The sequence below is a fragment of the Actinoplanes sp. 13 genome, from assembly GCF_056134165.1.
In genome coordinates this window covers 95261-118374 of the sequence record NZ_JBVYOQ010000007.1, presented here as the reverse complement: position 1 = coordinate 118374, position 23114 = coordinate 95261, and the positions used below count along the sequence as shown (strand labels likewise).

Below are 23114 nucleotides of genomic sequence, written 5' to 3'. Positions count from 1 at the left end.
GTGAGGTTGCGGCGGTAGAGTGACCATGCGCCCACTTTAGTGGGCGACCGCCCACTAGGAAAGTGACAGCGTTCCATGCCGACCGGCGTAGCCCTGCGCGATCCGCGCCAGCAACTGTTCGACGCGGCCGCGCGAGTGCTCATCCGGGGCGGGGTCGCGGCGCTGACCAGCCGAGCGATCACCGAAGAGGCCGGAGTTGCCAAGGGCGTGCTGCATCGGCACTTCGCCGACTTCGACGCGTTCCTGGTCGATCTGGTGCTCGACCGCATAGCCCGGGTCGAGGCGCAAGGTGCCGCGCTTCGCGACGCGGCCGGGACCGGGACCGTTGCCGGCAACCTCACCGGCGCGATGTTCGCACTCTTCGAACCGGTCATGTCCGCGATCATCGTGCTCACCATCACCCGCGACGAGCTGCGCAACCGCCTGCGCGCGGCCGGCACCGCCCGGTTTCCCCTGGTGGGAGAGGCGGTCGCCGCGGTGGCCGGCTATCTGGCAGCCGAGCAGGACCGCGGCCGGATCGCCGCCGGCGCGGATGCGCAGGTGCTGGCGGCGACCCTGATCGGCACCGTGCAGCTGATGTTCACCGAACACCGCGGCGAGCCGCCGGCCGGCGATGTGCACAACGTCGTGGCAAGCATCCTGCGCTGACGCAGCATGCCGAAGCCGACGGACCGCCAGGTCTCGATCACAGCTGCCAGCCGGCCGGCCCTCCGGGTCCAGGCTGGTACCGGAAGTGGCCGCCGGTGTGCAGCGACGCGCGTAGGTGCGCCGCAGCGAGCGGAACCACCGGCTCCAGACGGGCTAGCACCGTCCGCAGGGCGCGCGTCGCGTTGACGCGGGCCCGTTCCGCCTCGGCCGAGTGCCGGCGGGTGCGGCCGCCGAGACCGGCCGCCCGGCGCAACTCGCCGACCAGCGCGGTCCGTTCGGCGGCCAGCTTCGTGGCGCTGTCGGCGTCGCCCCGGCGGTCAGCGGTCTCCATCTGCCGCGCCAGGTCGTCGAGCCGCTTGCGGTACGCGACACGCGCCGCGGTGTCGAGCACCGGGTCGGGCTGGGGCACCACGAGCCCGGCGCCGCCCGCCACCAGATCCAGCGCGGCGATCTCCCGGCCGGGGGCGGCCAGCAGAGCGCGCAGATAGTGCAGTCCGCGCACGTCCCGCAGGCGGGCCCGCTCGGCGCCCGCCTCGATGACCCAGTCGTCGCCGTCGCGCTCCAGCCGCCACAGGTCCGGGCGGCGCGCACCGATTGCCGGCAGGCCCAGGTGCTCCGCGATCGACCGGGCCCGGTCACGGTCGCCGCGAGCCGTGAGGGTGGCCGCCAGCCAGGGCAGCGCCCCGAGCCGCTCCTCCTGAGCGATCGCGCGGTCGAAGTGCGCGCGTGCCTCGTCGGCCCGGCCCAGCCTGGCGGCCAGCCGGCCCAGGTAGTCGTCGACCGGCCCGGTGATCGTGTTCGCCCCGCCCCACACCACCAGGCGGCCCCGGTACGGAAGGAGGGCGTCGTAGAGGGATCGAACGGCAGCCGGAGCAGCGCCGTGCGACGCCACCAGGGCGAGGTCGGCGACCGCCCCGATCCAGCGTGGCCCGGCCCCGGCCAGCACCGCGGGCAGCAGGCGATCCACCTCGAGCAGCGCCTCGTCCACCCGGCCGGCCTCGGCCAGCGCCCGGGCCGCGGTCACGTCGAAGAAGTGCCCGGGCAGTCGCCGCGCGAGCGCCCGCAACGGCTCCACCTCGCCCGCCGCGTCGCCGCGCAGCGCGGCCAGCCGGCCCAGCAGCGACGCGGTCAGGCGGTCGGCGTCGGCCAGCCCGACCCGCCGGCCCGTCTCTCGCACCTCGGCGGCGAGGGTCTCCACCAGCTCGAACCGCCCTCGCACCAGCGCCAGCACCGCTTGCCGGGACAACGCCACGACGGCCGCTCCGGGATCGCCGTCGCGCTCCCCCGCCCGGGCGTACGCCACCAGGGCGGCCTCCGCGGCGTCGAGGTCGCCCAGTTCGGCCAGCGCGGTGAACCGCCAGAACAGCCCGCTGCGCTCGATCGCGGATTCCCCGGCCGCGCGGGCCAGGCCGACGATCCGCGACGCCGTGGACAGGCGCTCGTCCGCCGCGGCCGGATCCCACAGCGCATGCAGCCGGCCGTCCAGCACCTCCGCGAGCGTGCGCGGATCCCCGGTGCCCTCGGCGAGGCGGACAGCGTCGTCGACCAGCTCCCGGCGCCGGGCCGCGGCCGACGGGTCACCCAGCAGCTCCCGGGCGAGCCGCACCAGCACCCGGGCCCGGACGGCTGCCGGCAGGACACCCGACATGGCGTCCTCCAGCAGCCGGATCACCGCCATGTCGAGGACGAGGAACTCGCCTCGGGACGGCGCCGCGAGAGCCAGCTCGACGACGGCCTGCTCACCGGCTCCGGGCGGCAGGGCCGCCGCGAGCTGCAGAGCCGGCCCCGGCCAGCCTGCGGTGAGCAACCAGATCCGGTGCACCGTGCCGGCCGGCAGCCCGGGCAGCAGGACGGCCAGTTGCGGCCCGGTCAGCGGAGTGAGGTACAGGTGTGGCCCGGCGCCGGCGGCCCGCCGCGCAGTGATCAGGACCGCGGCGCCGTCGGCGATCAGCTCATCGAGGCGGGACGGCTCTTCCGTCCCATCAAGATCTTCGAGTACGACCAGACGAGCGCCCGTCGCCGTCGGGCTCACCGGCAGACCGCGCTCCCGGGCGTACTCCGCAGCGGCCCCGGCGAGCATGCTCTTTCCGGATCCCGGCGGGCCCACCACGGTCAGGCTCCCGCCCACACCCGCGACCGCCCGGTCCAGCAGCCGTCGCACGGCGGCGAGTTCGCCACTGCGTCCGATCATGGGCCGAGCGTAGGCCGTGCTCCTCGACGGCCGGCGACTGAACCTTTCCGGCTTGCGTACGTCGAGAGGGGCATGAGGCCCGACGACGATGCCGACCCGAGAGACGCCTGACGTGATGCCGAGCGTGACAGAGCTGTTCGGACGCGAGGTGGAGCTGGCTCGCATCAGCGACTTCCTGCAGTCGGTGCGCCAGAGCGGTGACGTGCGGATCGTCCGCGGCGATCCCGGCATCGGAAAATCGGCACTGCTCACCGCAGCGGCCGACCTCGCCGGCCAGGCCGGCATGCGGGTGCTGCGGGCGTCCGGCTCCGAGTTCGAGGCGGACATCAGTTACTCCTTGCTCAACCAGCTGTTGCTGCCCCTGCACGCCGAGGTGCAGCGACAGCCACCCGCGCTGCGCGACGCGCTCATCGTCGCGCTCGGCTTCGGGCCGGGCCCGGCCCCCGGCGCGCTGCTGGTCTGCAACGCCGCCCTGGCGCTGTTGACCACCGTCGCCAAGAGGACACCGATCCTGCTCATGGTCGACGATGTGCAGTGGGGGGACCGGCCGAGCGCCGTGGTGCTCGGCTTCATCGCCCGGCGCGTGCAGGGCTCCCCCATCGGCATGGTGGTCTCCTCCCGCACCGGCACGGAAAGCTTCCTCGACCGCCGCGGCCTGACCGAGGTCGTCGTGCAGCCACTCACCCCGGACGCGGCCGCCGAGCTGGTGAAGGCCCGCAACCCGGGCATGCCGCCACGCCTGCGGCAACGACTGCTCGACCTCGCGCAGGGCAACCCGCTCGCCCTCACCGAACTCCCGGCCACTCTCACCGGCACCCCCGAGCAACACCTGGATCAGTCCGGCGTGGTGCCCCTGACCGAGCACCTTCAGGCCCTGTTCACCACGCGGATCGCCGGCGTGCCCGACGCCACGCGGCGGCTGTTGCTGCTGGCAACCTTCGAGGGCAGCGGCGACGTGCGGGTCCTGCGGGGCATGGCCGACCTCACCGACCTGGCGCCGGCCGAACACGCCCACCTGGTACGCGTGGACGACGCCACCGGGCGCCTGGCCTTCCGTCACCCGCTCATCCAGTCCGCGATCGTCGCGGTCTCCTCCCACGAGGAACGCCATCGCGCCCACCTCGCGATCGCCGCCGGCCTGCCCGGCGACCCGGAACGCCGTGCCTGGCACCTGGCGGCAGCCACCGCCGGACCCGACGAAGCGGTGGCGGACCAGCTCGAACAGGCATCCCACCAGGTCATGCAGCGCGGCGACGTGCTCGGCGCGGTGGCGGCCCTGGTGCGCGCCGCGGAGCTGAGCGCCGCCCCGGACGACCGGGCCCGGCGGCTGGCCGAGGCCGCGTACATCGGTGCGGAGGCGGGCGGCGCCGGTGACGCGACCACGCTGCTGGCCGACGCGCAGGCCGCGAGCCTGGACTCGACCGGCTCCCTGCACGCGGCCAGCGCCGCGGCGCTGCTGATGATCAACGGTGACGGCGACGTGCACACCGCCCACCGCCTGCTCGCCGGTGCCATCGAGATGGGCGCGCACGGCTGGCGGGCCGACGACCCGGCCCTGGACGAGGCCATGCACACGCTTGTCCTGCTCTCCTGGTACGCGGGCACACCCGAACACTGGGCGGTGTTCCACCGCGCCATGGCCCGGCTGACACCGGCGCCCACCGACGTCCTGGCGGTGATGAGCAGGACGTTCCCGGACCCGGTACGCACCGGTGCGGCCGCTGCGCCCGAACTCGACGCCCTGGTCGCGGGGCTGCCCGGGGAGGAGGACCTGACCCGGGTCATGCGCATCGGCACCGCGTCGGCCTACATGGATCGGCTCGGCGACAACCGCGAGTTCTCCTGGCGGCTGGTCCGCCAGGGCCGCGACGGCGGTGCGCCCCGCCGGCAGCTCAGCGCCCTCATGCACCTCTGCCTGGACGACTGCCTCACCGGCCGGTGGGACGAGGCCGAGGAGCTGGCCGAGGAGGCCCTGCAGGTCTGCACCGCCGGTGGCCTGCCGTTCCTCCGGTGGTACTTCCTCTACAACAAGGCCGTCGTGGCTGCCGGGCGGGGGCGGTCCGACGACGCGTACAAGCTGGCCGACGAGATCACCCACTGGGCGTTGCCCCGCGGCGTCGCCGGTGCGGCAGCGATCGCGCACCATCCGCGTACCCTCGCCGCCGCCGCCGAGGGGGACTTCGAGGCCGCCTACCTCAATGCCACCGCCATGAGCCCGGCCGGGACGCTGGCCCCGTACGTGCCGATCAGCACCTGGGTGATGTTCGACCTGGTCGAGGCGGCTCTGCGGACCGGGCGGGCAGCCGAGGCCCGGGCACACGCCGAGGCCATGCGGGCCGCGGGGGTCGCCGCGATGTCGTCGCGGATGCGACTCGTCCAGCACGGCGTCGACGCGCTCGTGCTCGACAGCGACGACGCCGAGACCCGGCTGGAGCAGGTCCTGCGGGAGCCGTCCTCCGAGCGCTGGCTGTTCGAGGCGTCCCGGATCCGGCTCGCCCTCGCCGAGAAACTGCGGCGCCGCAAGGAGTTCTTCCGCGCCCGGGGCCATCTGCTCACGGCCCGCGACGGGTTCACGGCCATGGGCGCCGAACCGTTCCTGGCCCGGACCGTGCTGGAGCTGCGGGCCACCGGTTACCGGCCGGCCGTCGCCGAGCCGGCGCCGTCAGCCCTGACCGGCCAGGAGTTCGAGATCGCCCGGCTGGCGGCCGGTGGGCTGACCAACAAGGAGATCGCCAAGCGCCTCTATCTGTCGCACCGGACGGTGGGCGCCCATCTTTACCGGATCTTCCCGAAGCTCGGCGTCTCGTCGCGGGCCGGCCTGCGCGATGCGCTGTCGGCGCGGGAGCCGTCGCCGGCTGAGTGACGCCTCACTGAGCGGCCGGGTCGTCCATCGGCCCGAAATCGACGCGGGGGTCGAGGCTCATCCAGTTGTCCCGGGCGGCCGCGGCGGCGCCCTCGACGTCGCGCGCCTCGCACAGGTCGATGATGCGGTCGTGCAGGGCGACCGAACCACGGCCGCTGACCGAGGAGAAGCGCAGCCGCTCCAGCCGCCGCAGCACCGGCGTGAACTGCTCCAGCACCGCGCACAACGCCGGGTTGCCGGAGGCGGCCACCGGGATGTTGTGGAACTCGTCGTCCGAGGCGATCGCCGCGTCGACGTCGTTCGCCTCCAGAGCGGCCGCGAACCGCGCGTTCGCCGCACGCATCGCGGCGATCTCGTCGGCCGACATGGTCGGCACCGCCTCGCGGACCGCGAGCTCGTGCATCGCCGCGGTGACCGTCTGCGCCGCCCGCGCGGCCTGGACGTCCAGCGGGCTGACCATCGTGTAACGACCCGGCTTGGTCTGCACCAGGCCGGTCTCTTCGAGCCTGGTCAGCGCCTCACGCACCGGGGTTCGGCTCACGCCGAGCCACTGCGCCAGCTCGGCGTCGTTGAGCCGCTCACCCGGCTGCAACGTTCCCTCGACGATGGCGTCCCGGATCGACCGGAACGCGTTCTCGCGCAACAGAGACCGGGAAATTACCCCTACACGCGGCGGAATCGGCATGCAACATATTCCACACCGCATGACGGGCACCGTCAACGAGGCACACCTCACGGCCGCGCGAGCAGCCCCCGGTGGTTGGCCCGGAAGATGTCCTCGGCGAAATGCCGGAACACCACGCGGCGGACCGGGGCCGGAAGGTGCCGGGCGCGGTCCCGCCGATGGTTCTGGTCCAGGACGAACTGCAGCCGCGCGGCGCGGCGATCGCGGAAGCCGGCCAGCGGCCCCGTCACGTTCTCCCGGGACGGGCTTGCGCTGAGAAGCTCGGCCAGCACCAGCGCGTCCTCGAACGCCATCGCGCTGCCCTGGGCCATGCTGGGCGAGCAGGCGTGGGCGGCGTCGCCCACTAGGACGACGTGCGGCTGCCACGACGTGAACGCGCGCACCTCGTGCAGCGCGGCGAAATGGGCATCGCCGGCGTGGTCGAGCAACGCAGCGGCCGGCCCGCCGAAATCGGCGAAGTGCGACCGCCAGTCGCCCGCGGGCGGCGCCGGCTCGCTGCTGTCCATCCCGGCGTTGCAGTACGCCAGTCCGCCACCGACCGGCACGGCCAGGAACGTGCGCCCGCGGCTGCCCAGCATCGCCGACCAGGTGCCCGGCTCCAGCGAGGCGGACGGCGCGAGGAAGCGCCAGCAGACCTGGCCGAGGAATCGCGGCTCGATCGTCGGGTAAATACTGCGCCGGATCGCCGAGTTGATCCCGTCCGCCGCGATCACCACGTCGTACCGCGACTGCTCACCGTTGCTGAAGGTGACCGTGCCGTCGCCGGTGACCGTCCGGACGCCGGTGCCGAACCGCACCGCCCCGGCGCCGCCGGCAGCGTCGAGCAGCATGGCATGCAGCTCCGTCCGCTGGATCGCCATGCACTCACCGACGTCACCCCAGATCGCGCTGACCGGGAAGCCGGCCAGCGGCCGGCCCCGCTCGTCGCTCAGTTCCTGCCGCCGCACCGGCTCCGCCCGCGCGGCGAGCCGGGCGTACAGGCCGAGATCGCGCAGCGCACGCACCGCGTTCGCGGGCAGGTACAGGCCGGTCCCGGTGATCCTCGGCGCCGGGTCCCGTTCCACCACGTCAGCGTCGATCCCCCGGGTGGCCAGGGCCGTCCTGGTGGCCAGCCCGGCGATACCGGCGCCCGCGATCAGGATCCTCGGTGTCATCAGTGCGCTCCCCGCCGTCGATCATCGCCTAGTCACCTGGATCGACGGCGACGACGATCGCCTGTTCAACCGCCGGCGGTGTCGTGCCTCACGTCCGATCGTCAGGGCGCTCCCTCGTAGAGCTCGATGTACCGCTTGCGGAGCGCCCCGGCGTCGGGGTGCCCGGCGAGCGCGAGGGTGTCGTGGCCGATGCCCAGCGCCGCCGGCAGCCGGTAGGTGCGCAGCGGGATCCCGGCCACGCCGGCCATCCGCTCCGGCACGGCCGCCGCCGCGACGGTGTCGACGACGTCATCGAGCCGGCTGATCGCCATGGCGATCGACCGCAGGCCGAGCCGCCGGGGTGGGCGGGACAGGTCACGCGCGATCGTCAGATACCGGCTGACCGAGGCGAGTGAGTACCCGCGTGCGGTGACGTGGTCCGGAGCAGGCCTCGCCCGTACAGGGAGACGAGCAGCCGGACCACCCCGGCGGGCATCTGCCCGGGGGCCGGGGCGAAGAAGGGCGAGAGAAGCAGGAGGCGGCGTACGACGTCGGCGCGGTGCTGCGCCAGCCAGGCGGCTAGGACCGCACCCCCGGAGATCCCCACGACGCCGACCTCGTCGCCCAGCCCGGCCGCGATGCCCAGCGCGCCGGACGCGTAGGTGGTGAGCCTCTCCACCGTCAAGCGATGGTGGTCCCGCGGATCGACGGTGCCGTGCCCCGGCGCCCGCGGGACCCAGACGTTGTAACCACGCTCGTGGAAGTCGCGGGCCAGCTCGGCCGGCTGTTCCGGTCCGTGGGTGTATCCGTGCAGCAACAGCACTGCTTGCCGGGTGCGCGATCCGTGGCTGAGCAGAAGGCTGCGCGACGGCGGGCCGACGCGGGGGTCAGCCCGGTCGGCGGCGACCGCCGCCTGCGCCGTTCGGGTAGCCGCCGTGAAGGCCTGGGTGTCGCGGAGAGATCGCATCGATCGTCAGATCGGATAGCAGCCGAGGCTGCCGTCGAGCCGTCGCCCCCGGAGCCGGGCGGCGTCGATCTGACGGTCGAGGATCTCGGCCATCGGGGCGACGGTCCGGACGACATCGCCTCCCTCGGCCACTCCGCTCCACAGCGCGGGAGCGACGGTGACGCCCTGGTCGGCGCGGATCGCCCGCACATCGTCGCGCCACCGCGGCCAGAGCAGCCGGCCGTAGAAGTGCGGCAGTTCACCGGACACGCACCAGGCCAGCCATTCGCTGTGGGACATCTTCATCCTCGTCCACGCCAGCGACGGCGGGTCGAAGTAGATCACCTCACCGGGCACGCCGGGCCGGCCGGCACCCGGGCGCAGGCCGTTGACGACGAAGACGCCGCCGAGCACGTCGTGCGCCACGATCAGGCCTTCGGTCGGCGTCCACGTCCCGTCCAGGTCGACCGGGAAGTCGTTGACCTGCCCGATGCTGGGGAGACCCACGTCCGGGCACGACGAGCCGCCGAAGATGCGCAGCCAGCCGTCGTAGAGCAGGATGCCCCCGCTGTTCAGCGCGATGGCGCCCAGCGGCGAGTCGGCGGCGATCTGCAGCTGCCGCAGGCTGGCCCGGCCCTTCTCGTGGTCGGCGGGAAGGATGCGCGGCCCGGCGAAGCTGCGCTGCAGAACGTCCGTCAGCGCCAGCCACGATGTCCGGTCGCCGGCCGGGTCCGGATCGCACATCAGCGCATCGTTCCTGGATCGGTCGCTCCGGCGCGGGAGCGTCCGCCGCACGGGCCGCCGGCGCGACGCCGGGGTCCGTGCACCGCGGCACCCGGTCTCTGTGATGTGCCGGCCGCCCGAACCCCGTGTCCCATACCCGACATGACGGAGCGGGGACCGGCAAGTTCAGCGCCCGCTGTGCGCCCGTACGGCTTTTGTTGTCCCGAGGGCTGCCAAGCGCTCCTCGATCTCGCTCACCTGGGGCACTCGCAAGTGGCTGAGCAGGTCCAGCGCCTGCTGCCAGGCGGAGCGGGCACCGGCCGGATCGCCCAGGGCGAGGGCGATGTCCCCCAGATTCTGCAGACACTCGACCGAGTTCATCCGCCACCCGGTCTGCCGATAGATGTCCGCGCCCCGCTGCCAGGACGCCAGCGAGGCGGACAGGTCTCCCTTGGCGTGGAAGCTCTTGGCCAGCGTTTCGTAACAGAGGCCCTGAGGGTTGAGATCACCCAGCGCACGAGCGATCGGCAGCGCCCGGTTGGCCAGGTCCATGCTGATGTCGGGCCGGCCGAGGCACGAATGCGTGTCGGCCAGGCCGCACAACACGGACACCTGGTGGTACAGGTCGCCGAGCGACTCGAACAGGTGCAGGGCACGCTCGTAATAGGCGACGGCATCACGATGGTGGGCCCGCGCGACGCTCACCTGGCCGAGATTGCGGTACACCAGCGCCTGTTCGCGGGTGTGCCCGAGGCCGGTGAACAGGTCCAGCGACTGGTGCAGGTGCCGTGCCGCGGCATCGTGGTTGCCGAGCACGTGCTCGGCGCCGGCCAAGCTGCGGGACAGATGGGCACGGCCGAGGTCGTCGCCGGCGGTGGTGGCCGCGAGCAGGCAGGCGCGCGCCATCGCGGCCCAGTCGTACCACCAGCCCTCGCCCTGCATGAACCGCTGCAGGCTGACCGCCATCCGCCACGCCGCGTCGGCACGGCCGTCGTCGATCAGGCGCTGCACCATCGCCTTGAGGACGTGCCGGTCCGCGTTCAACCAGGTGACCGCCTCGGTGACGGTGCTCAGCGGGGTGGTCACCACGCCGTCCACCGCTGTCGGCCGGTCCAGCACGACGGTCGGGGTCAGCAGCAGATCCGCTTCGTACGCCGTCTGCCGGTAGTGGTCGACGAGCCGGTCGGCCGCATCCGCCCGCGCCCGGCTGTCCTCGTGCAGGTTCACCAACTCCTGGGCGTACGCCCGGATGAGGTCGTGCGTGGTGAATCGGCCGACGGTGTGCTCGGTGAGCAGGCCGGTCCGGACCAGTTCGCCGGCCAGCTGCCGTGCCTCGCCCAGCGGGACTCCACCGAGACTTGCCAGGGCCGGAACGGTGCAGTCCAGCCCGGGGTGCAACGACAGCAGCCGGAACAGGCGAGCCGCCCGAGCACCGAGCATCCGGTACGACCAGGAGAAGATCGCTCGGATGTCGTTGGCCGTGTCACCGGCGAAGCCGTCGAGGCTGCCCTGCGCGTCCCGCAGTTCGCGGGCGATGTCGGCGAGCCGGTGGCCGGGGAGGGCCAGCGCCCGGGCGGCGACCACCGCCAGCGCCAGCGGCAGCCGCCCGCACCGCTCGACGATCTCGTCCACCGCCGCCGCCTCGGCCGTGGTCCGGGCCGTTCCGATCCTCGAGGCCAAGAAGCTTCGGGAATCCTCGAGCGACAGCACGTCGAGGGTCATCAGGTGGGCGCCGTGTGCGGTGGCCAGCCCGGTCAGGCGTTTGCGGCTGGTGACCAGCACGAGGCAGCCGGGGGTGCCCGGCAGCAGCGGGCGGACCTGCTCGACGCTGTGCGCGTTGTCGAGCACCACCAGGATCCGGCGGCCGGCCAGGACGCTGCGGTAGAGGCCGGACCGGGCATGATGGCTCGCCGGGATGTCGGCGTCCGGCACACCGAGCGCGTTGAGGAAGCCCTGCAGAGCCTCCGCGGGGTGCAGCACAGACTGGTCGGGGTCGAATCCCTGCAGGTCGACGTAGAGCTGACCGTCCGGGTAGGCGTCGGCCAGCTGGTGGGCCAGGTGGATGGCGAGGGTGGTCTTGCCGATGCCGGGGATGCCGTCGATGGCCAGCACCGGCATCGACATCTGGGTCATCACGTGACCGTTGACCAGGCCGAGCGTCCGGCGCTGGGCTTCGTCGCGGCCGGTGAACCAGGGCAGGTCGGCGGGCAGCTGTGCGGGAAGCACCGCGGTGATGGCCGAGGTCGCGCTGATCTGCATGCGGCCCGGAGGCGGACCCGCGGGCGACGGCTCGGTGTCGCCGGATGCGACCGATCCGGCCGCGCTCTGCCGCAGCACCATCTGGTAGGCCTCGCGGAGCTCCTCGCCCGGATCCACGCCCAGCTCGTCGGCGAGCCGCCGGCGCATGTTCTGGAACAGCGCGATCGCCTCGGCCTGCTGACCGTCCGCGGACAACGCCAGCACAAGCTGGGCCTGCAACGCCTCGTCCAGCGGGCGGTGTTCGGCCATCCGCCGCAGCGCGGGCAGGACCGATCGAGCGCGGTCCAGCCGCAGCGCCAGACAGGTGGCCTCCCGGGCCAGATCGGCGCACTCGTGGTCCACCGCGCTGAACGCGAGCTGGTCGTAGGCCGCCAGCCCGGACGCCCCGCCGCACGGTCCGCGCCACAGGGCGAGGGCTTCCTCGAAGGCCGTCATCGCCTCCGGCAGCCGCCCGGCGAGCTCGTCCGATCGCGCCTGCTCGACCAGCACACGCAGTCTCAGCAGGTCGAGGCTGTCCGGGTCGACGCGCATGCGATAACCCGCCGCGTCGCCCAGCAGCCAGCGCCCGGCCGATCTGGCCGGCAGACCGGGTTCGAACAGGCGCCGCAACGCGCCGATGTAGCGGTGCACCACGTTGACGGCGCTCTGCGGCGGCCGCTGATCCCACAACGCCTGGACAATGTCTCCGATGCCGACCGGCTGACCCCCGTTGGCCAGCAGCAACGCCAGGATGAGGCGCTGCTGACGGGCGCCGAGATCCAGTTCCGTGCCGTGCCGCCAGATCCGCACCGGACCGAGCACGGAGAAACAGAACGGTTTCTCGTCGGCATTGGTCGTAGCCACCGGGTCATCCCCCCACGCGCACTAGTGCCTTCGTCGACCGGGAGCGCTCCCGAGGCCTCTCCCCCGAGGCCGGCAACACCCTTCACGGCACTGAAATCAACGTGGTCGCAACGTTACTGAGAGTAAATTAATCGAGCAAACCACACCGATTTAGCACGACCGGTCGTGCGATCTACAGCTTACACGCCACAGTGACCAGACCATCTGTCAAGAATTGTCCAATACCGATGGGACCGAACGCCGTCACACTCCGCAACTTTGAGTCTCCCCCAGGACCGGCACCCGGGCCGGGCGCCTGCGCGGCACCCGGCCCGCGACGACTCATCCGGAGATGACGCTGACCGCGATACCGATCGTCACGGTGTTGTAGAGGAACGAGATGATCGAGTGCGAGAGGATCTGGAGGCGGATGCGGGACGTCTGGGTCTCCACGTCGGACACCGAGAACGTCGTGCCGAGCGTGAACGAGAAATAGGCGAACTCGACGAACGTCGGGTCGTCGGTGTTCGGGAAGACCAGCACCTGCTCGGGCCGGGCGGCGTAGTAGGTCTTGGCGTACCGCTCGGCGTACCCGAAGTGCAGGATGGCCCAGGCGAACAGCACCGCCGGAACAGCGAAGGACGCGGTGAGCGTCTTGTCGTCGCCGTCCTTGAACAGGATGCTGACGCCGGCCGAAAGTCCCGCCAGGCTGGTGAGGATGGTGAAGAGCAGACCGGTGCGGCCGCCGAGGCCCCGGTCGAGCCAGGCGGTCGCCCGGCCCCGCCCGTCCCGGCGCAGCCGGCTCATCCGGATGGCGAGGTAGGCGATCGCCAGGACGTCCCAGACGAAGACGATCCCGTTGGGCTCCTTCGCGATGAGCACCAGCACCCCGGCAACGAGGAGTGCCACTTCGATGATGCGTGACGCGATGAGCGCCGCCTTGCCTGCCATGAACGTTCCTTAAGATCGATGAGGACTTGCCGTCCGCTACGACGCGCGCGAAGCGCCGAGGTTCAACGGCAACGAAGGGAAGGCCCGGCACCCGGGCCTTCCCTTCGACCCCCGATCAGCGGACGGTGGTGCGGGCGGCGTCGTCGATCATGTCGGCCACCGCCTTCGGCTCGGAGACCGTGACGGCGTGCGAGGCGTCGATCTCCACGGTGCGGGACTTGGCACGCTTGGCCATGAAGCGCATCGAGTCGGCCGGGATCGCCAGATCCTGCTTGGTGATCAGGAACCACGACCGGATCGACTTCCAGGCCGTCCTGGTCGCCGTCTCGTCCAGGGCCGCGCTCGTGATCGGCCGCTGGGTGGCCGCCATCAGAGCGGTCTCCTTACGCGGCACGTCAGCGGCGAACACCCGCCGGAACTGATCCTGCTTGATGTACAGGTCGGTTCCCGCGCCGGCACCCGGCACCGTCACCGGCACCTGGTTCAGCGCCTCTCCGAGCTGCCCGCCCGGGAACTTCGCCGCCAGGCCCGAGGTGCTCTCGCCCTTCTCCGGCGCGAAGCTGGCGATGTACACCAGCGCCTTGACGTCCTTGTCACCGTCGGCGGCCTCACTCATCACCGAGCCGCCGTACGAGTGCCCGGCCAGCACGATCGGTCCCGGCACGCTGTCCAGCACGGTCCGCACGTACTGCGCGTCCGAGTGCAGGCCGCGCAGCGGGTTCGCCGCCGCCACCACCGGATAACCGTCCCGCTGGAGCTCCTTGATCACACCGTTCCAGCTCGACGAGTCGGCGAACGCGCCGTGCACCAGCACCACGGTCGGCTTCGCCTGCGGGCGGAACTGCGCCGCCGCACCGGCCGAGCCGGCGATCAACGCGGCTGCTGCCAGGCCCGCGGTCACGGTCGTACCAAGAACGATCTTCTTCATGTCGTTGTCCTTTCAACGGTGTATCTGGTGGTCGGGGGGATTCAGACGGAAGCCGCGGCGGTGAGGATGAAGTCGGCCACTGCCTGCGGCTGGGAGGCCGGAAGGGCGTGCGAGGCGCCTGCCACCTCGACCGACTCCCGGGCGTTGGCCCGCTGCGCCATGAAGCGGAACGTCTCGAGCGGGATCGCCCGGTCGAGCTCCGGGGAGATGAACCAGGACGGGATGGTCTTCCAGGCCGGCTCGCCGGACGCCTCGTTGAGCGCCACGCTGTTGAACGGCCGCTGCGTGACGGCGTCGAGCGCGGCCTGCTCGGCCGGCAGGTCACCGGCGAAGTGCTCGGGATAGCCGGCGGCGTCGACGTAGACGTCCGCGGTGCCGTCGCTGAGCGGCACCTCGTACAGGTGCTCGCCCAACGTGGCGCCCGGGAACATGCCGAGCAGATCGGGCGTGTTCTCACCCTTGTCCGGAGCCAGCCCGGCGACGTAGACGAGGGCCTTCACGTTGTCGTTGCCGACCGCGGCGTTCGAGGCCACCATGCCGCCGTACGAGTGCCCCACCAGCACGATCGGACCGTCGATCGTCGCCAGCAGGTCGGACACGGCGGCGGCGTCGGAGGACAGGCTGCGCAGCGGGTTACCGGCAGCAATGGTGCGGTGGCCGGCGGCGTGCAGGCGGCTGATGACGCCGTTCCAGCTCGCGGACTCGGCGAAGGCGCCGTGGATCAGAACAATGGTGGGCTTCATGATTCGCTCCCTGGAAGCGGATGGGCCTGGCGTTTGCTGAGATCCACTCTCGGCTCGCAAGCCGTCCGCGGAATCAGTCATATGCCTTTCGCCGGCACCCGATCCGGGACGACCCACCCCTGCTCAACGGCCCCGCCGGCAGGCGCGCACCCGGGCCGGACCGGCGGCGCCGGACCCGACCACAGACGCTGCGCACGGCCGACGTTAAGTCGTTCGACCGATACCCGAACCCGTCGAACGGGCGCAAAGCCGCACGGAGCGCGGTGTTGTCGACTCTCCGGATCCGCGTGACAGCCAGACAGCGGATTCAGGCGGCGCCCACCATTCCGGGCGCGCCATCTCGATCGGGGACGCGGACAGCACCTTCCGCCTCTACGACGATCACGACGATCCGACCGCGGCGGCCATGGCGGCCGAGGCGGAAGGAGCTGGGACAAGGGGAAGCAAGCCTTCGCCGCGACCCGGCACGTCATCGGGCACAGCTATTCCACAGGGTGATCGGCCACGGCAGGGCCATGCCGAAGTAGCGCGTCCGGATGGGCAGCATGATGTCGAAAGCCGGGGTCTGCGCGGTGGCCACTCGGCGACCACTTCCGCGCCGAGTGGCCGCACCGACGGCTACGGCTCGATGACGAGCCGGGTGATCCGGTCGCCGGCGAGGACGAACCGGTAGTGCAGGTCGACCGTTCCGCCCGGGAAGTCGCCTTCCAGATGCTGCACCACGTCCCAGCCCGCTTCGCCGTCGCGGGAAGCGCCCGTGAACGTGGTGGTGTACGTGTACTCGCCGGCCGACTTGTTCAGCCAGCCGCGGATCTGGTCGGCTCCGCGATAGGTACGGCCTTCGTCGGTCACGACCGCGTCGGCGGCGAAGGCGCCGATCGCGGTCGTCGTGTCATCGGCCTCGTGCGCGGGCAGGTACGTGGTGATGGCGGCCGGCAACTCGTCCCAGGAGACGTTGGCGCCGCTGTTCGCTGTGGTGTCCATGCCCCCACGATCAAGTCTCTCCCGGGGAGAGGGTCAAGCCGCCGGCGCGCGTGTCACTCCGGCATCACTCAGCCGTTGAGTTCTTTCCCGGACAGCAGCCGCGCGAGCTCGGCCGGGTGCTCCAGGTGCAGCAGGTGGCTGCCGGGCAGCACGGTGACGACCGTCGTGGGCAGGGCCGCCGTCAACCACTCCACGTAGGGACCCGGCGGCTCCTTGGCCGTGACCCACTGATAGGTGACGCCCCGTTCACCGATGCTGCGCAGGTCGGCCTCCCGGGCGGCGCGGATCTGCTCGTCCGTCCGGTGCATGACCTCGTCCCAGTAGCCCAGCAGGATCTCGGGCCGCGGGTCGGTGGCCGTCTCCGCGAGGTGCTTCGCCTCGCCCCGCAGCGAGTCGATCCCCAGCCCGGCGACGATGCGATCCCACACCACACGCCAGTCCGGGCCCCGCAGGTCCGGTTCCGCGGCACGCACCATGGTGCCGAACGGGCCCGGCAGCAGGATCTGATCCACGTTGACGACCGCGCGGGTGGGATAGCGAGCGGCGTAGACAGTCGCGATCACGCCGCCCACGGAGTGGCCCACCACGGTGGGCGGCTCGGCCGGCGCGGCCGCCGTGACCTGACTGTGCAGCACCTCGACGACCTCTTCCAGACGGTACGACGCCCGGGGCGGGGCGTCGCCGTGACCCGGGAGGTCCAGCGCGAGAACCTTCCGGTCGGGGTCGATGACCGCCAGTTCCCGGCGCAGCGGTTCCCAGTGCCGCCGGTCGAAGGTGAGCCCGTGCAGAAGAACGAGAGGAGAAGACATACCCCGACGGCGTAACTGGCCGGGGAACGAACTGTTCATGACCGCGATCACAGGTGGTGTCAGACCGGGGTGACCCGGAAGACCGGCCAGCCGATCTCGGTGCGCCAGCGTTCCGGGCCGGCGCCGTCACGGGGGCCCACCAGGTACGACTCGCGGACCGGGCCGTCGACGGTGAGGGTGTGCGAGGCCACCCAGGAGCCCAGGCGGCCGTAGGTGACGCCGATGTCGTCGTGCGGGCCCGCGTGCACGGTCACCGCGAGGTCGGCTGCGGGTAGCTCCAGCATCGTGATCCGGCCGCCGGCCTGCGGACGGCGCACCGGCCGGAAGAGGGTCATGGCGCCGACGCCTTCGGTGAACAGCTCGTTGGCGAAGAGCCCGCCGGCTGCGCCGGTGCGTTCGGCGGGTGGGAAGGCCGCGTCGAGCTCGTCCATCGCCGCGTCGAACCAGCCCAGCGAGTCCTCGATCCGGACGGCCGGCGCGCTGATGGCGGCCACCGGACGAGCCGGGACCGAGCGCAGCTCCACATCGAGCTCGGCAGGCTCCGGGCGCAGCAGCTGGCGCAGGGACACGACTGCTGATCGGGTCCGGTCGAGTTCGGCCTCCAGCCGCCGCAGGTGATCGGCGATGAGCTCGGCACGCCGGTGCGGGTCATCGGTCGCGATGATCGACTTGACGTCGGCCAACGGCACATCGAGCTGCCGGAGCTGGTGGATGACCTGGGCGGTGCCGATCTGGTCGGGCCGGTAGTACCGGTACTTCGTGAACGGGTCCACGGTGGCCGGTTCCAGCAGCCCGGCCTCGTGGTAGCGGCGCAGGGTCCGCACGCTCAGATGACTGAGGGTGGCGAACTCGCCGATGGTCAAGCCGTTGCGCATGGTCACAGTGTCCTTCCTCCGTCGCACGATGCGTAAACGCCTATTGTCGCGGGCTGCGATGCGCATTGCACCAGGCGCCGGGCAGGCTTGTGCAATGTATTGTGTGCGCCGTCATAGCGAATCGCCGAGCTAAATATCGCTTGGCCGCTTAGCCCCTCCACCTGGAGTTATACCGTCTCGACGGTGACGCCGAGGCGGCTGTTAAATCGACACCCAATCCGCTTCACATCGGCGTAACTAGCAAATAAGTCAGATTACACAGCCGTCTCCCTAAGCTCTCTTCGAACTTTCCAGAATTGCGACGGGGATGGCAGCCATGACAACCACGACCAGCGTCCTCACCCGCGAAGTCGTCGCACCCGTGAGAACCCGGCCGGTCACCAGACCCTCGGCCCGCCGCGCCGAGTTCCAGATGCGCGAGATCCACCGCAACAACGGCGGGGCGCTGCTGCACTTCCTGCGGAGCCTGGTGTCCTCGGGTGCCCCGCACACCGCCGAGGACCTCGTGCAGGAGACCATGCTCCGCGCCTGGCGCAGCCTCGACGCCGTGCCGGTCGAGCCCGAGTCGCAGCGCCGCTGGCTGTTCACGGTGGCGCGCCGGCTCGCCATCGACGCGTACCGCAAGCGGCAGTCGCGGCCGATGGCGGTCAGCCTCATCGACACCGAGCCGGCGGCCACCGGTGGGCAGGCCGCTGACTCGGTGATCGCGAAGCTGACCCTGCGGCATGCCGTCAGCGGGCTCAGCGCCGCGCACCGGGCCGTCCTGCGCGAGCTGTACTTCGAGGGCCGCAGCCTCGACGAGACCGCTGCCCTGCTCGGGGTCCCGGTCGGCACCGTCAAGTCCCGCGCCCATTACGCCGTACGGCAGGTGCGCGACGCCCTCCTGAGCTGACCATGTCGCACCGGGAGACCGAGGGGGCGAGGAGTGCACCAGGGAACGCACCGCACTGAGACGGCCCGCAGCTTCGGCCGGCTTCTCGGGACCCTCGGCGACCGCCGCACGGACGACCTCGTCGCCACCCTGCATCAGCGGCTCGCCGAGGGTCACGTGGTCGAGGTGGCGCACGCCGTCGTGTTCGCCGCCGTCGCCGGGCCCGTGGCGCTGACCGACGCCGATGTCGACCTGCTGGTCGCCACGCTCGCCGGCCAGGGCGAGGAGACCGCGATGGCGCAGAGCATCAAACGCCGCCACGCCGGCTGAGCCGCCGGGAGACGCTCGACCCCGTGCCGGGCGGAAAGCTCTCATGCCCCGGCAGACCGGCCGGCGGGCCGCACCGGACTTCAGGATGCCGCGAGCCGGTCGAGAGCACGCCGGGCGAGCTCGGCGAGGACGAACGCGGCATCACCGAGCACCGCGTCGTCGAAGACCGCGTGCGGGCTGTGATTGCTCGCCGCGGTCGCCGGCTCACCCGAGGCGGTCGCGCCCAGGAAGAGGAAGCACCCGGGGACCTCGTTCAGCACCCGCGAGAAGTCCTCCGCCGCGGCGACCGGCGCGTCCAGCGGGGCGAAGCGATCGGCGCCCAGCGCATCCCGGACCACGGTGGCGGCGAACTCGTACTCGTCCGCGTCATTCACCGTCACCGGGTACCCGTCGGTGACGACAGCCTCGGCTGTCATCCCGTAGGCCTCGGCGAGGCCCGTGCACAACCGGGCGATCTCGGTCCTGACCCGCGCGCGGTTCGTTTCGGAGAACGTGCGGATGGTGCCGCTGAGCTCGGCCCGCTCGGGGATGATGGTGGAGACCGTGGCCGCCTGGACCGACGTGATCGTGACCACGACCGGGTCGAACGGGTCGAACTTCCGGGTGATCATCGTCTGGATCGACGTGATGATCTGCGCCGCGACCGGCACCGGATCGTTGGCGACGTGCGGCCGGGAGGCGTGGCCGCCCCTGCCCCGCACCGTCACGGTGAGCGTGTCGGCCGCGCCCATCAGGGTGCCCGGGCGGCTGCGGAACTCGCCCCGCGGCGTCTCGTAGGACCGGACGTGCAGCCCGTACGCCGCCCGCACCTTCTCGCCGGCGGCCTCCAGCACGCCTTCCTCGATCATCCGGGCCGCGCCGTCCCAGCCTTCCTCGCCCGGCTGGAACATGAGGACGACGTCGCCGGCGAGCACGTCGCGGTGCTCGGCCAGCGTGCGGGCGGCACCCACCAGGGCGGCGGTGTGCAGGTCATGGCCGCAGGCGTGCATGATGCCGGGCGTACGACTGGCGTAGTCCAGACCGGTCGCCTCGGTCAGCGGCAAGGCGTCCATGTCGGCCCGCAGCAGCACCGCCGGGCCGGGCCGGCCGCCCCGCAGCACCGCCGTCACCGACGACAGCGATTCCCCGCGGGACACCTCCAGGCCCAGGCCGCGGAGCGCCTCCAGAACAGCCGCCTGCGCATGCGGCAGATGCAGACCCGTCTCGGGATGCGCGTGCAGGTCGCGCCGGAGCCGTACCAGATCGGGTTGCAGCTCTTCGGCGGTCACCCGCAGGATGTGCGCGGGATCGATGTCGATCATGTGGTCACTTCCCCAGTCGCTCGAGCAGGTGGCGGCCGCACCGCGTGACGACCGGGCGCTCGGCGACAGAGCGACGGCGCCTCGCCGCGTTCGGTACCGGGCCGGCATGTCGTACGACGCGTCCGCGGCCCGGGAGTTCAGATCCGCGCCGGCCGGCGGCCGGCCACCGGGGAGCTGCGGTTCACCGGACACGGGCTGAGCGCCACCGCCGTACGCCATGGTCCGTCCCCGATTCGTCCTCAGGTGCGCCATGGTGACGACGGCCGGCCGCCGCCGAAGTTCACGCCAGTGATGTTGTCGCCGGAAGTCGGACTCGCCTGGTCGCAGGACCTAGGCTCCGCGGCCATGAACCTGTTCCGGAGGAAGAAGCGGCCGGCCGCCGAGACACGGCCGGAGGCCGGGACCATCGCTGAGTTCTGGCAGTGGTGGGCCACCGCACGCGACGAGGTGGCGAAGGCTGCCGACGCCGGCTTCCTCGACCTGATCGGCGAGGAGATCGGGCGCCGGGTGCACGCGATCGATCCCGCCCTGGAGTGGGCGGTGCGGGGAAGCAGCACCGCCGCGCACGCGCTGGTCGTCGCGCCCGACTGGCCGCGCGGGAACCGCGCTGTCGCCGAGCGGTGGCTGGCCGCCGCTCCGCCGGCCGACGCGACCTGGTCGTACCGATCCGTGCAGGTCGTCGCTGATCCCCTGGCCCTGGAATCCACCCGGGAGTTCGACGGGCAGGTGGTGGACCTGGCCGACTCCCGTTTCGGCATCGCCGTGCGGGAGCAGATCCGCCGGATCGATGTCGTCTGCCACCATCCCGCCCTGGTGGGCCTTCCCGCCGGGACGCAGGAGGACCTGGCCAACCACGCGGTCGAATGGGCCGTCGGCGAGGACGACGCGATCACCTGGCTCAACGAGGTCACCTGGAGCGTGGAGGTGCCCGCCGAACCCCGCACCCCGGCCGAGCTCCGGGACGCCGTCAGCGCCCTGCCCGGCAGCTTCGACTACTGGCAGCTGTGGTCCGGCGAGTCGAACGGTCTGCCGGTCCAGTGGGTGAGCGCGGCACCGGTACGCCCGGAGCGCTGGCCCCGGTTCGACATGCACGTCCTGATCCGGCTGCCCTACCGGAACTACGACGAGGGGCGGCTCCCGGCCGGCGAGTCGATCGACGCGCTGCGCCGGTTCACCGACGAGCTGACCGCCGTGGCCGGTTCCGACGGCGCGCTGATCGCGTACGAGACGTTCACGGCCGTACGTACGCTGCACTTCTATGTCGACTCGCAGAGCGGCGTGCCGGCCGAACTCGAGGCGCGCCTGCCGCAGTGGCCCGAAGGCATCGCCACGACCGAGATACGACTCGACCCGTTGTTCGACCGGATCACGCACATCTGGCAGGACTGGGTGTGATCCTGCCCCGGCGCAGCAGGATCGCGCCGGGGCCGTTCGGGTGGTGCGATCAGGGCAGCTTCGCGGCCAGCGTCACGATGCGAGTCACCTGGTTGCTACGTATGCGACCGCGCAGAATTCATTCGGCGGCTCAATATTTTACTCAGGGCCTTCAGCCTGCTGGGGGACGCACTCGTCAGCCGGGCGCCGGGTCAGAGCGTGCCCGGCCGCCACCCACCCGGATGTCCGGGTGTGCGGCGAGGCACCCGGACAGGCCCATCCCCACGAGTGTGTCGTCCGCCTGCACCAGAACGCGCGTCTCCGCCACGTGTGCCCTCCCGGCTGTGGACGCCCGTCGCCTCCGTCTTTCCCTGTCGACGAGAACGCGGACGCCAGGTTCACGTGCGCTCGATCACGGTCAGCCGACTGATCGCGCGGCGGCCGTGACGTCGGCCAGGACGGCGTGCAGATGGTCCAGGTCTTCGGCCGGCAGGCCGAGGAGGTGGCGAACGGTCGAGGGGATCGATGCGGCGCGCGCTCGTAGCGCGTCACCCTGGTCGATGAGGGTGACCGTGACGCTGCGCTGATCGGCCGGGTCGCGTTCACGGCGCACGTGGCCGACCGCCTCGAGGCGTTGCAGCAGCGGCGACAGGGTGCCCGAGTCGAGCTGCAGGAGCAGGCCGAGGCGGCGTACGGACATCGGCCCGTGCTGCCAGAGCGCCAGCATGACCAGGTATTGCGGGTGGGTCAGGTTCATCTCCGCCAACAGTGGCCGGTAGACCGCCACGACGCTGCGGGTAGCCACGGACAGCGCGAAGAACAGCGGAGCGGCATCCATGGATCTCCTTCAGCAGGAAGTGCGTGATATGCAATATATCGCTGTCCAGCTCTCCCGAAAGTGGCGCATGGCACATGCCCCACTCGGTGGGCTCCGTACGGCGGTATCCGCCGTCCTGCTCGCGGCGGACAAGCAGGCCGACTTCGCGCTCGACACCTTGGCGTACGATGCGCGCATGGGCAGCGCCATCCCACCGGAACGCCGCCTGCGTTCCGACGGCGCGCGGAGCCGGGCGGCCATCCTCGATACGGCCGTCGCCCTGACGACCGTGGTGGGACTCGACGGGCTGACCATCGGCACCCTGGCCGACCAGGTCGGCATCAGCAAGAGCGGGCTGTTCGCGCATTTCCGCTCCAAGGAGGAGCTTCAGCTCGCCACCATCGAGGCCGCCGCCGACGCCTTCCTGCGCGATGTGGTGCGCCCCGCCCTGGCCCTGCCCGGGCCGCTGGAACGGCTGGCCGCCCTCTGCGACAACTTCCTCACCCGGCTCGGGAACGACGTCCTCCCGGGCGGGTGCTTCTTCGTCTCGGTCAACGCCGAGTTCGACACCCGCCCCGGCGCGGTCCGTGACCGCCTGCTCGAGCTGCACACGACATGGCTGCACCGGCTCGAGACGCAGTACGCCGCGGCGCAGGACGCCGGGCTGATCGGCGACGACCCGGCTCCCGCGCACGCCGCGTTCGAGCTCAACGCCTACCTGCACATGGCCAACAACATGTACGTGCTGTACCGCGACGCGGCGTACATCGACCTGGCCCGGCGAAGCGTCGCCAACCGCCTGGGCACGCTCAGCCTGGCGGCCCAGGACCATCAGGGCCCCTAGCCCGGCGGCTCGACGCC

General features: G+C 71.7%; 22 protein-coding genes. 6 read left to right on the top strand and 16 right to left on the bottom strand.

Annotated elements, in window-relative coordinates:
• Positions 1 to 75 precede the first annotated feature (75 nt).
• A complete protein-coding gene (locus tag AC0NH5_RS16960; RefSeq protein ID WP_474404646.1) occupies positions 76 to 648 on the top strand; it encodes a TetR/AcrR family transcriptional regulator in 573 nt (190 codons plus the stop codon).
• Positions 649 to 685: 37 nt separating this feature from the next.
• On the opposite strand, the gene AC0NH5_RS16955 is transcribed toward AC0NH5_RS16960, so the two are convergent.
• Positions 686 to 2839: a hypothetical protein gene (locus AC0NH5_RS16955; RefSeq protein ID WP_474404644.1), complete on the bottom strand. Its 2154-nt coding sequence runs from the start codon at positions 2837 to 2839 to the stop codon at positions 686 to 688.
• 124 nt (positions 2840 to 2963) lie between these two features.
• Here AC0NH5_RS16955 and AC0NH5_RS16950 point away from each other — a divergent pair, with 124 nt between their 5' ends.
• On the top strand, positions 2964 to 5702 hold the full coding sequence (locus tag AC0NH5_RS16950; RefSeq protein WP_474404642.1) for an ATP-binding protein: 2739 nt from the start codon (positions 2964 to 2966) through the stop codon (positions 5700 to 5702).
• A 4-nt stretch (positions 5703 to 5706) separates the two neighbouring features.
• Here AC0NH5_RS16950 and AC0NH5_RS16945 read toward each other — a convergent pair whose 3' ends face one another.
• The 12 genes from AC0NH5_RS16945 to AC0NH5_RS16890 all read right to left on the bottom strand — a co-directional run bounded on the left by AC0NH5_RS16945 (position 5707) and on the right by AC0NH5_RS16890 (position 17560).
• Complete coding sequence (locus AC0NH5_RS16945) at positions 5707 to 6345, bottom strand: GntR family transcriptional regulator (RefSeq protein WP_474404640.1); 639 nt, start codon at positions 6343 to 6345, stop codon at positions 5707 to 5709.
• A gap of 89 nt (positions 6346 to 6434) precedes the next feature.
• The gene (locus AC0NH5_RS16940) at positions 6435 to 7541 is read right to left on the bottom strand and encodes an FAD-dependent monooxygenase (protein ID WP_474404638.1); all 1107 of its coding nucleotides are present in this window, start codon (positions 7539 to 7541) and stop codon (positions 6435 to 6437) included.
• Positions 7542 to 7642: 101 nt separating this feature from the next.
• On the bottom strand, positions 7643 to 7852 hold the full coding sequence (locus AC0NH5_RS16935) for a hypothetical protein (RefSeq protein ID WP_474404636.1): 210 nt from the start codon (positions 7850 to 7852) through the stop codon (positions 7643 to 7645).
• Between the two features lie 56 nt (positions 7853 to 7908).
• Complete coding sequence (locus AC0NH5_RS16930; RefSeq protein ID WP_474404635.1) at positions 7909 to 8487, bottom strand: alpha/beta hydrolase; 579 nt, start codon at positions 8485 to 8487, stop codon at positions 7909 to 7911.
• Between the two features lie 6 nt (positions 8488 to 8493).
• The gene (locus AC0NH5_RS16925; protein ID WP_474404633.1) at positions 8494 to 9210 is read right to left on the bottom strand and encodes a DUF2625 family protein; all 717 of its coding nucleotides are present in this window, start codon (positions 9208 to 9210) and stop codon (positions 8494 to 8496) included.
• Positions 9211 to 9375: 165 nt separating this feature from the next.
• Positions 9376 to 12291 (bottom strand): AfsR/SARP family transcriptional regulator, encoded by a 2916-nt coding sequence (locus AC0NH5_RS16920; protein WP_474404631.1) that lies wholly within the window; start codon positions 12289 to 12291, stop codon positions 9376 to 9378.
• A gap of 321 nt (positions 12292 to 12612) precedes the next feature.
• The gene (locus tag AC0NH5_RS16915; protein ID WP_474404629.1) at positions 12613 to 13221 is read right to left on the bottom strand and encodes a DUF1345 domain-containing protein; all 609 of its coding nucleotides are present in this window, start codon (positions 13219 to 13221) and stop codon (positions 12613 to 12615) included.
• Between the two features lie 115 nt (positions 13222 to 13336).
• Positions 13337 to 14149 (bottom strand): alpha/beta fold hydrolase, encoded by an 813-nt coding sequence (locus AC0NH5_RS16910; protein ID WP_474404627.1) that lies wholly within the window; start codon positions 14147 to 14149, stop codon positions 13337 to 13339.
• Positions 14150 to 14190: 41 nt separating this feature from the next.
• On the bottom strand, positions 14191 to 14892 hold the full coding sequence (locus tag AC0NH5_RS16905) for an alpha/beta fold hydrolase (protein ID WP_474404626.1): 702 nt from the start codon (positions 14890 to 14892) through the stop codon (positions 14191 to 14193).
• A gap of 618 nt (positions 14893 to 15510) precedes the next feature.
• Positions 15511 to 15876, bottom strand: coding sequence for a nuclear transport factor 2 family protein (locus AC0NH5_RS16900; protein ID WP_474404624.1), 366 nt, complete (start codon positions 15874 to 15876; stop codon positions 15511 to 15513).
• A 68-nt stretch (positions 15877 to 15944) separates the two neighbouring features.
• The gene (locus tag AC0NH5_RS16895) at positions 15945 to 16685 is read right to left on the bottom strand and encodes an alpha/beta fold hydrolase (RefSeq protein WP_474404622.1); all 741 of its coding nucleotides are present in this window, start codon (positions 16683 to 16685) and stop codon (positions 15945 to 15947) included.
• A 59-nt stretch (positions 16686 to 16744) separates the two neighbouring features.
• Positions 16745 to 17560 carry a MerR family transcriptional regulator gene (locus AC0NH5_RS16890; protein ID WP_474404620.1) on the bottom strand — a complete coding sequence of 272 codons (816 nt, stop codon included), beginning with the start codon at positions 17558 to 17560 and terminating at the stop codon, positions 16745 to 16747.
• Positions 17561 to 17876: 316 nt separating this feature from the next.
• Between AC0NH5_RS16890 and AC0NH5_RS16885 the strand changes: the two genes are divergently transcribed.
• Both AC0NH5_RS16885 and AC0NH5_RS16880 read left to right on the top strand, forming a co-directional pair.
• Positions 17877 to 18452 (top strand): sigma-70 family RNA polymerase sigma factor, encoded by a 576-nt coding sequence (locus tag AC0NH5_RS16885; protein ID WP_474404618.1) that lies wholly within the window; start codon positions 17877 to 17879, stop codon positions 18450 to 18452.
• A 33-nt stretch (positions 18453 to 18485) separates the two neighbouring features.
• A complete protein-coding gene (locus AC0NH5_RS16880) occupies positions 18486 to 18761 on the top strand; it encodes a hypothetical protein (RefSeq protein ID WP_474404615.1) in 276 nt (91 codons plus the stop codon).
• An 80-nt stretch (positions 18762 to 18841) separates the two neighbouring features.
• On the opposite strand, the gene AC0NH5_RS16875 is transcribed toward AC0NH5_RS16880, so the two are convergent.
• Complete coding sequence (locus tag AC0NH5_RS16875) at positions 18842 to 20281, bottom strand: M20 metallopeptidase family protein (protein WP_474404613.1); 1440 nt, start codon at positions 20279 to 20281, stop codon at positions 18842 to 18844.
• 126 nt (positions 20282 to 20407) lie between these two features.
• On the opposite strand from AC0NH5_RS16875, the gene AC0NH5_RS16870 reads away from it, so the two are divergent.
• Positions 20408 to 21457 carry a hypothetical protein gene (locus AC0NH5_RS16870; protein WP_474404611.1) on the top strand — a complete coding sequence of 350 codons (1050 nt, stop codon included), beginning with the start codon at positions 20408 to 20410 and terminating at the stop codon, positions 21455 to 21457.
• A 175-nt stretch (positions 21458 to 21632) separates the two neighbouring features.
• On the opposite strand, the gene AC0NH5_RS16865 is transcribed toward AC0NH5_RS16870, so the two are convergent.
• The gene (locus AC0NH5_RS16865; protein WP_474404609.1) at positions 21633 to 21764 is read right to left on the bottom strand and encodes a hypothetical protein; all 132 of its coding nucleotides are present in this window, start codon (positions 21762 to 21764) and stop codon (positions 21633 to 21635) included.
• Between the two features lie 90 nt (positions 21765 to 21854).
• Complete coding sequence (locus tag AC0NH5_RS16860; RefSeq protein WP_474404607.1) at positions 21855 to 22274, bottom strand: MarR family winged helix-turn-helix transcriptional regulator; 420 nt, start codon at positions 22272 to 22274, stop codon at positions 21855 to 21857.
• 67 nt (positions 22275 to 22341) lie between these two features.
• Between AC0NH5_RS16860 and AC0NH5_RS16855 the strand changes: the two genes are divergently transcribed.
• Positions 22342 to 23097 carry a TetR/AcrR family transcriptional regulator gene (locus AC0NH5_RS16855; protein ID WP_474404605.1) on the top strand — a complete coding sequence of 252 codons (756 nt, stop codon included), beginning with the start codon at positions 22342 to 22344 and terminating at the stop codon, positions 23095 to 23097.
• Positions 23098 to 23114: the final 17 nt, after the last annotated feature.

Coding starts and splice junctions, on each gene's coding strand:
- AC0NH5_RS16860 (WP_474404607.1), bottom strand. CDS start 22,274: ATGGATGCCGCTCCGCTGTTCTTCGCGCTGTCCGTGGCTACCCGCAGC.
- AC0NH5_RS16955 (WP_474404644.1), bottom strand. CDS start 2,839: ATGATCGGACGCAGTGGCGAACTCGCCGCCGTGCGACGGCTGCTGGAC.
- AC0NH5_RS16890 (WP_474404620.1), bottom strand. CDS start 17,560: ATGCGCAACGGCTTGACCATCGGCGAGTTCGCCACCCTCAGTCATCTG.
- AC0NH5_RS16935 (WP_474404636.1), bottom strand. CDS start 7,852: ATGGCGATCAGCCGGCTCGATGACGTCGTCGACACCGTCGCGGCGGCG.
- AC0NH5_RS16930 (WP_474404635.1), bottom strand. CDS start 8,487: ATGCGATCTCTCCGCGACACCCAGGCCTTCACGGCGGCTACCCGAACG.
- AC0NH5_RS16855 (WP_474404605.1), top strand. CDS start 22,342: ATGGCACATGCCCCACTCGGTGGGCTCCGTACGGCGGTATCCGCCGTC.
- AC0NH5_RS16885 (WP_474404618.1), top strand. CDS start 17,877: ATGACAACCACGACCAGCGTCCTCACCCGCGAAGTCGTCGCACCCGTG.
- AC0NH5_RS16915 (WP_474404629.1), bottom strand. CDS start 13,221: ATGGCAGGCAAGGCGGCGCTCATCGCGTCACGCATCATCGAAGTGGCA.
- AC0NH5_RS16960 (WP_474404646.1), top strand. CDS start 76: ATGCCGACCGGCGTAGCCCTGCGCGATCCGCGCCAGCAACTGTTCGAC.
- AC0NH5_RS16900 (WP_474404624.1), bottom strand. CDS start 15,876: ATGGACACCACAGCGAACAGCGGCGCCAACGTCTCCTGGGACGAGTTG.
- AC0NH5_RS16895 (WP_474404622.1), bottom strand. CDS start 16,685: ATGTCTTCTCCTCTCGTTCTTCTGCACGGGCTCACCTTCGACCGGCGG.
- AC0NH5_RS16910 (WP_474404627.1), bottom strand. CDS start 14,149: ATGAAGAAGATCGTTCTTGGTACGACCGTGACCGCGGGCCTGGCAGCA.
- AC0NH5_RS16870 (WP_474404611.1), top strand. CDS start 20,408: ATGAACCTGTTCCGGAGGAAGAAGCGGCCGGCCGCCGAGACACGGCCG.
- AC0NH5_RS16875 (WP_474404613.1), bottom strand. CDS start 20,281: ATGGCGTACGGCGGTGGCGCTCAGCCCGTGTCCGGTGAACCGCAGCTC.
- AC0NH5_RS16925 (WP_474404633.1), bottom strand. CDS start 9,210: ATGTGCGATCCGGACCCGGCCGGCGACCGGACATCGTGGCTGGCGCTG.
- AC0NH5_RS16940 (WP_474404638.1), bottom strand. CDS start 7,541: ATGACACCGAGGATCCTGATCGCGGGCGCCGGTATCGCCGGGCTGGCC.
- AC0NH5_RS16905 (WP_474404626.1), bottom strand. CDS start 14,892: ATGAAGCCCACCATTGTTCTGATCCACGGCGCCTTCGCCGAGTCCGCG.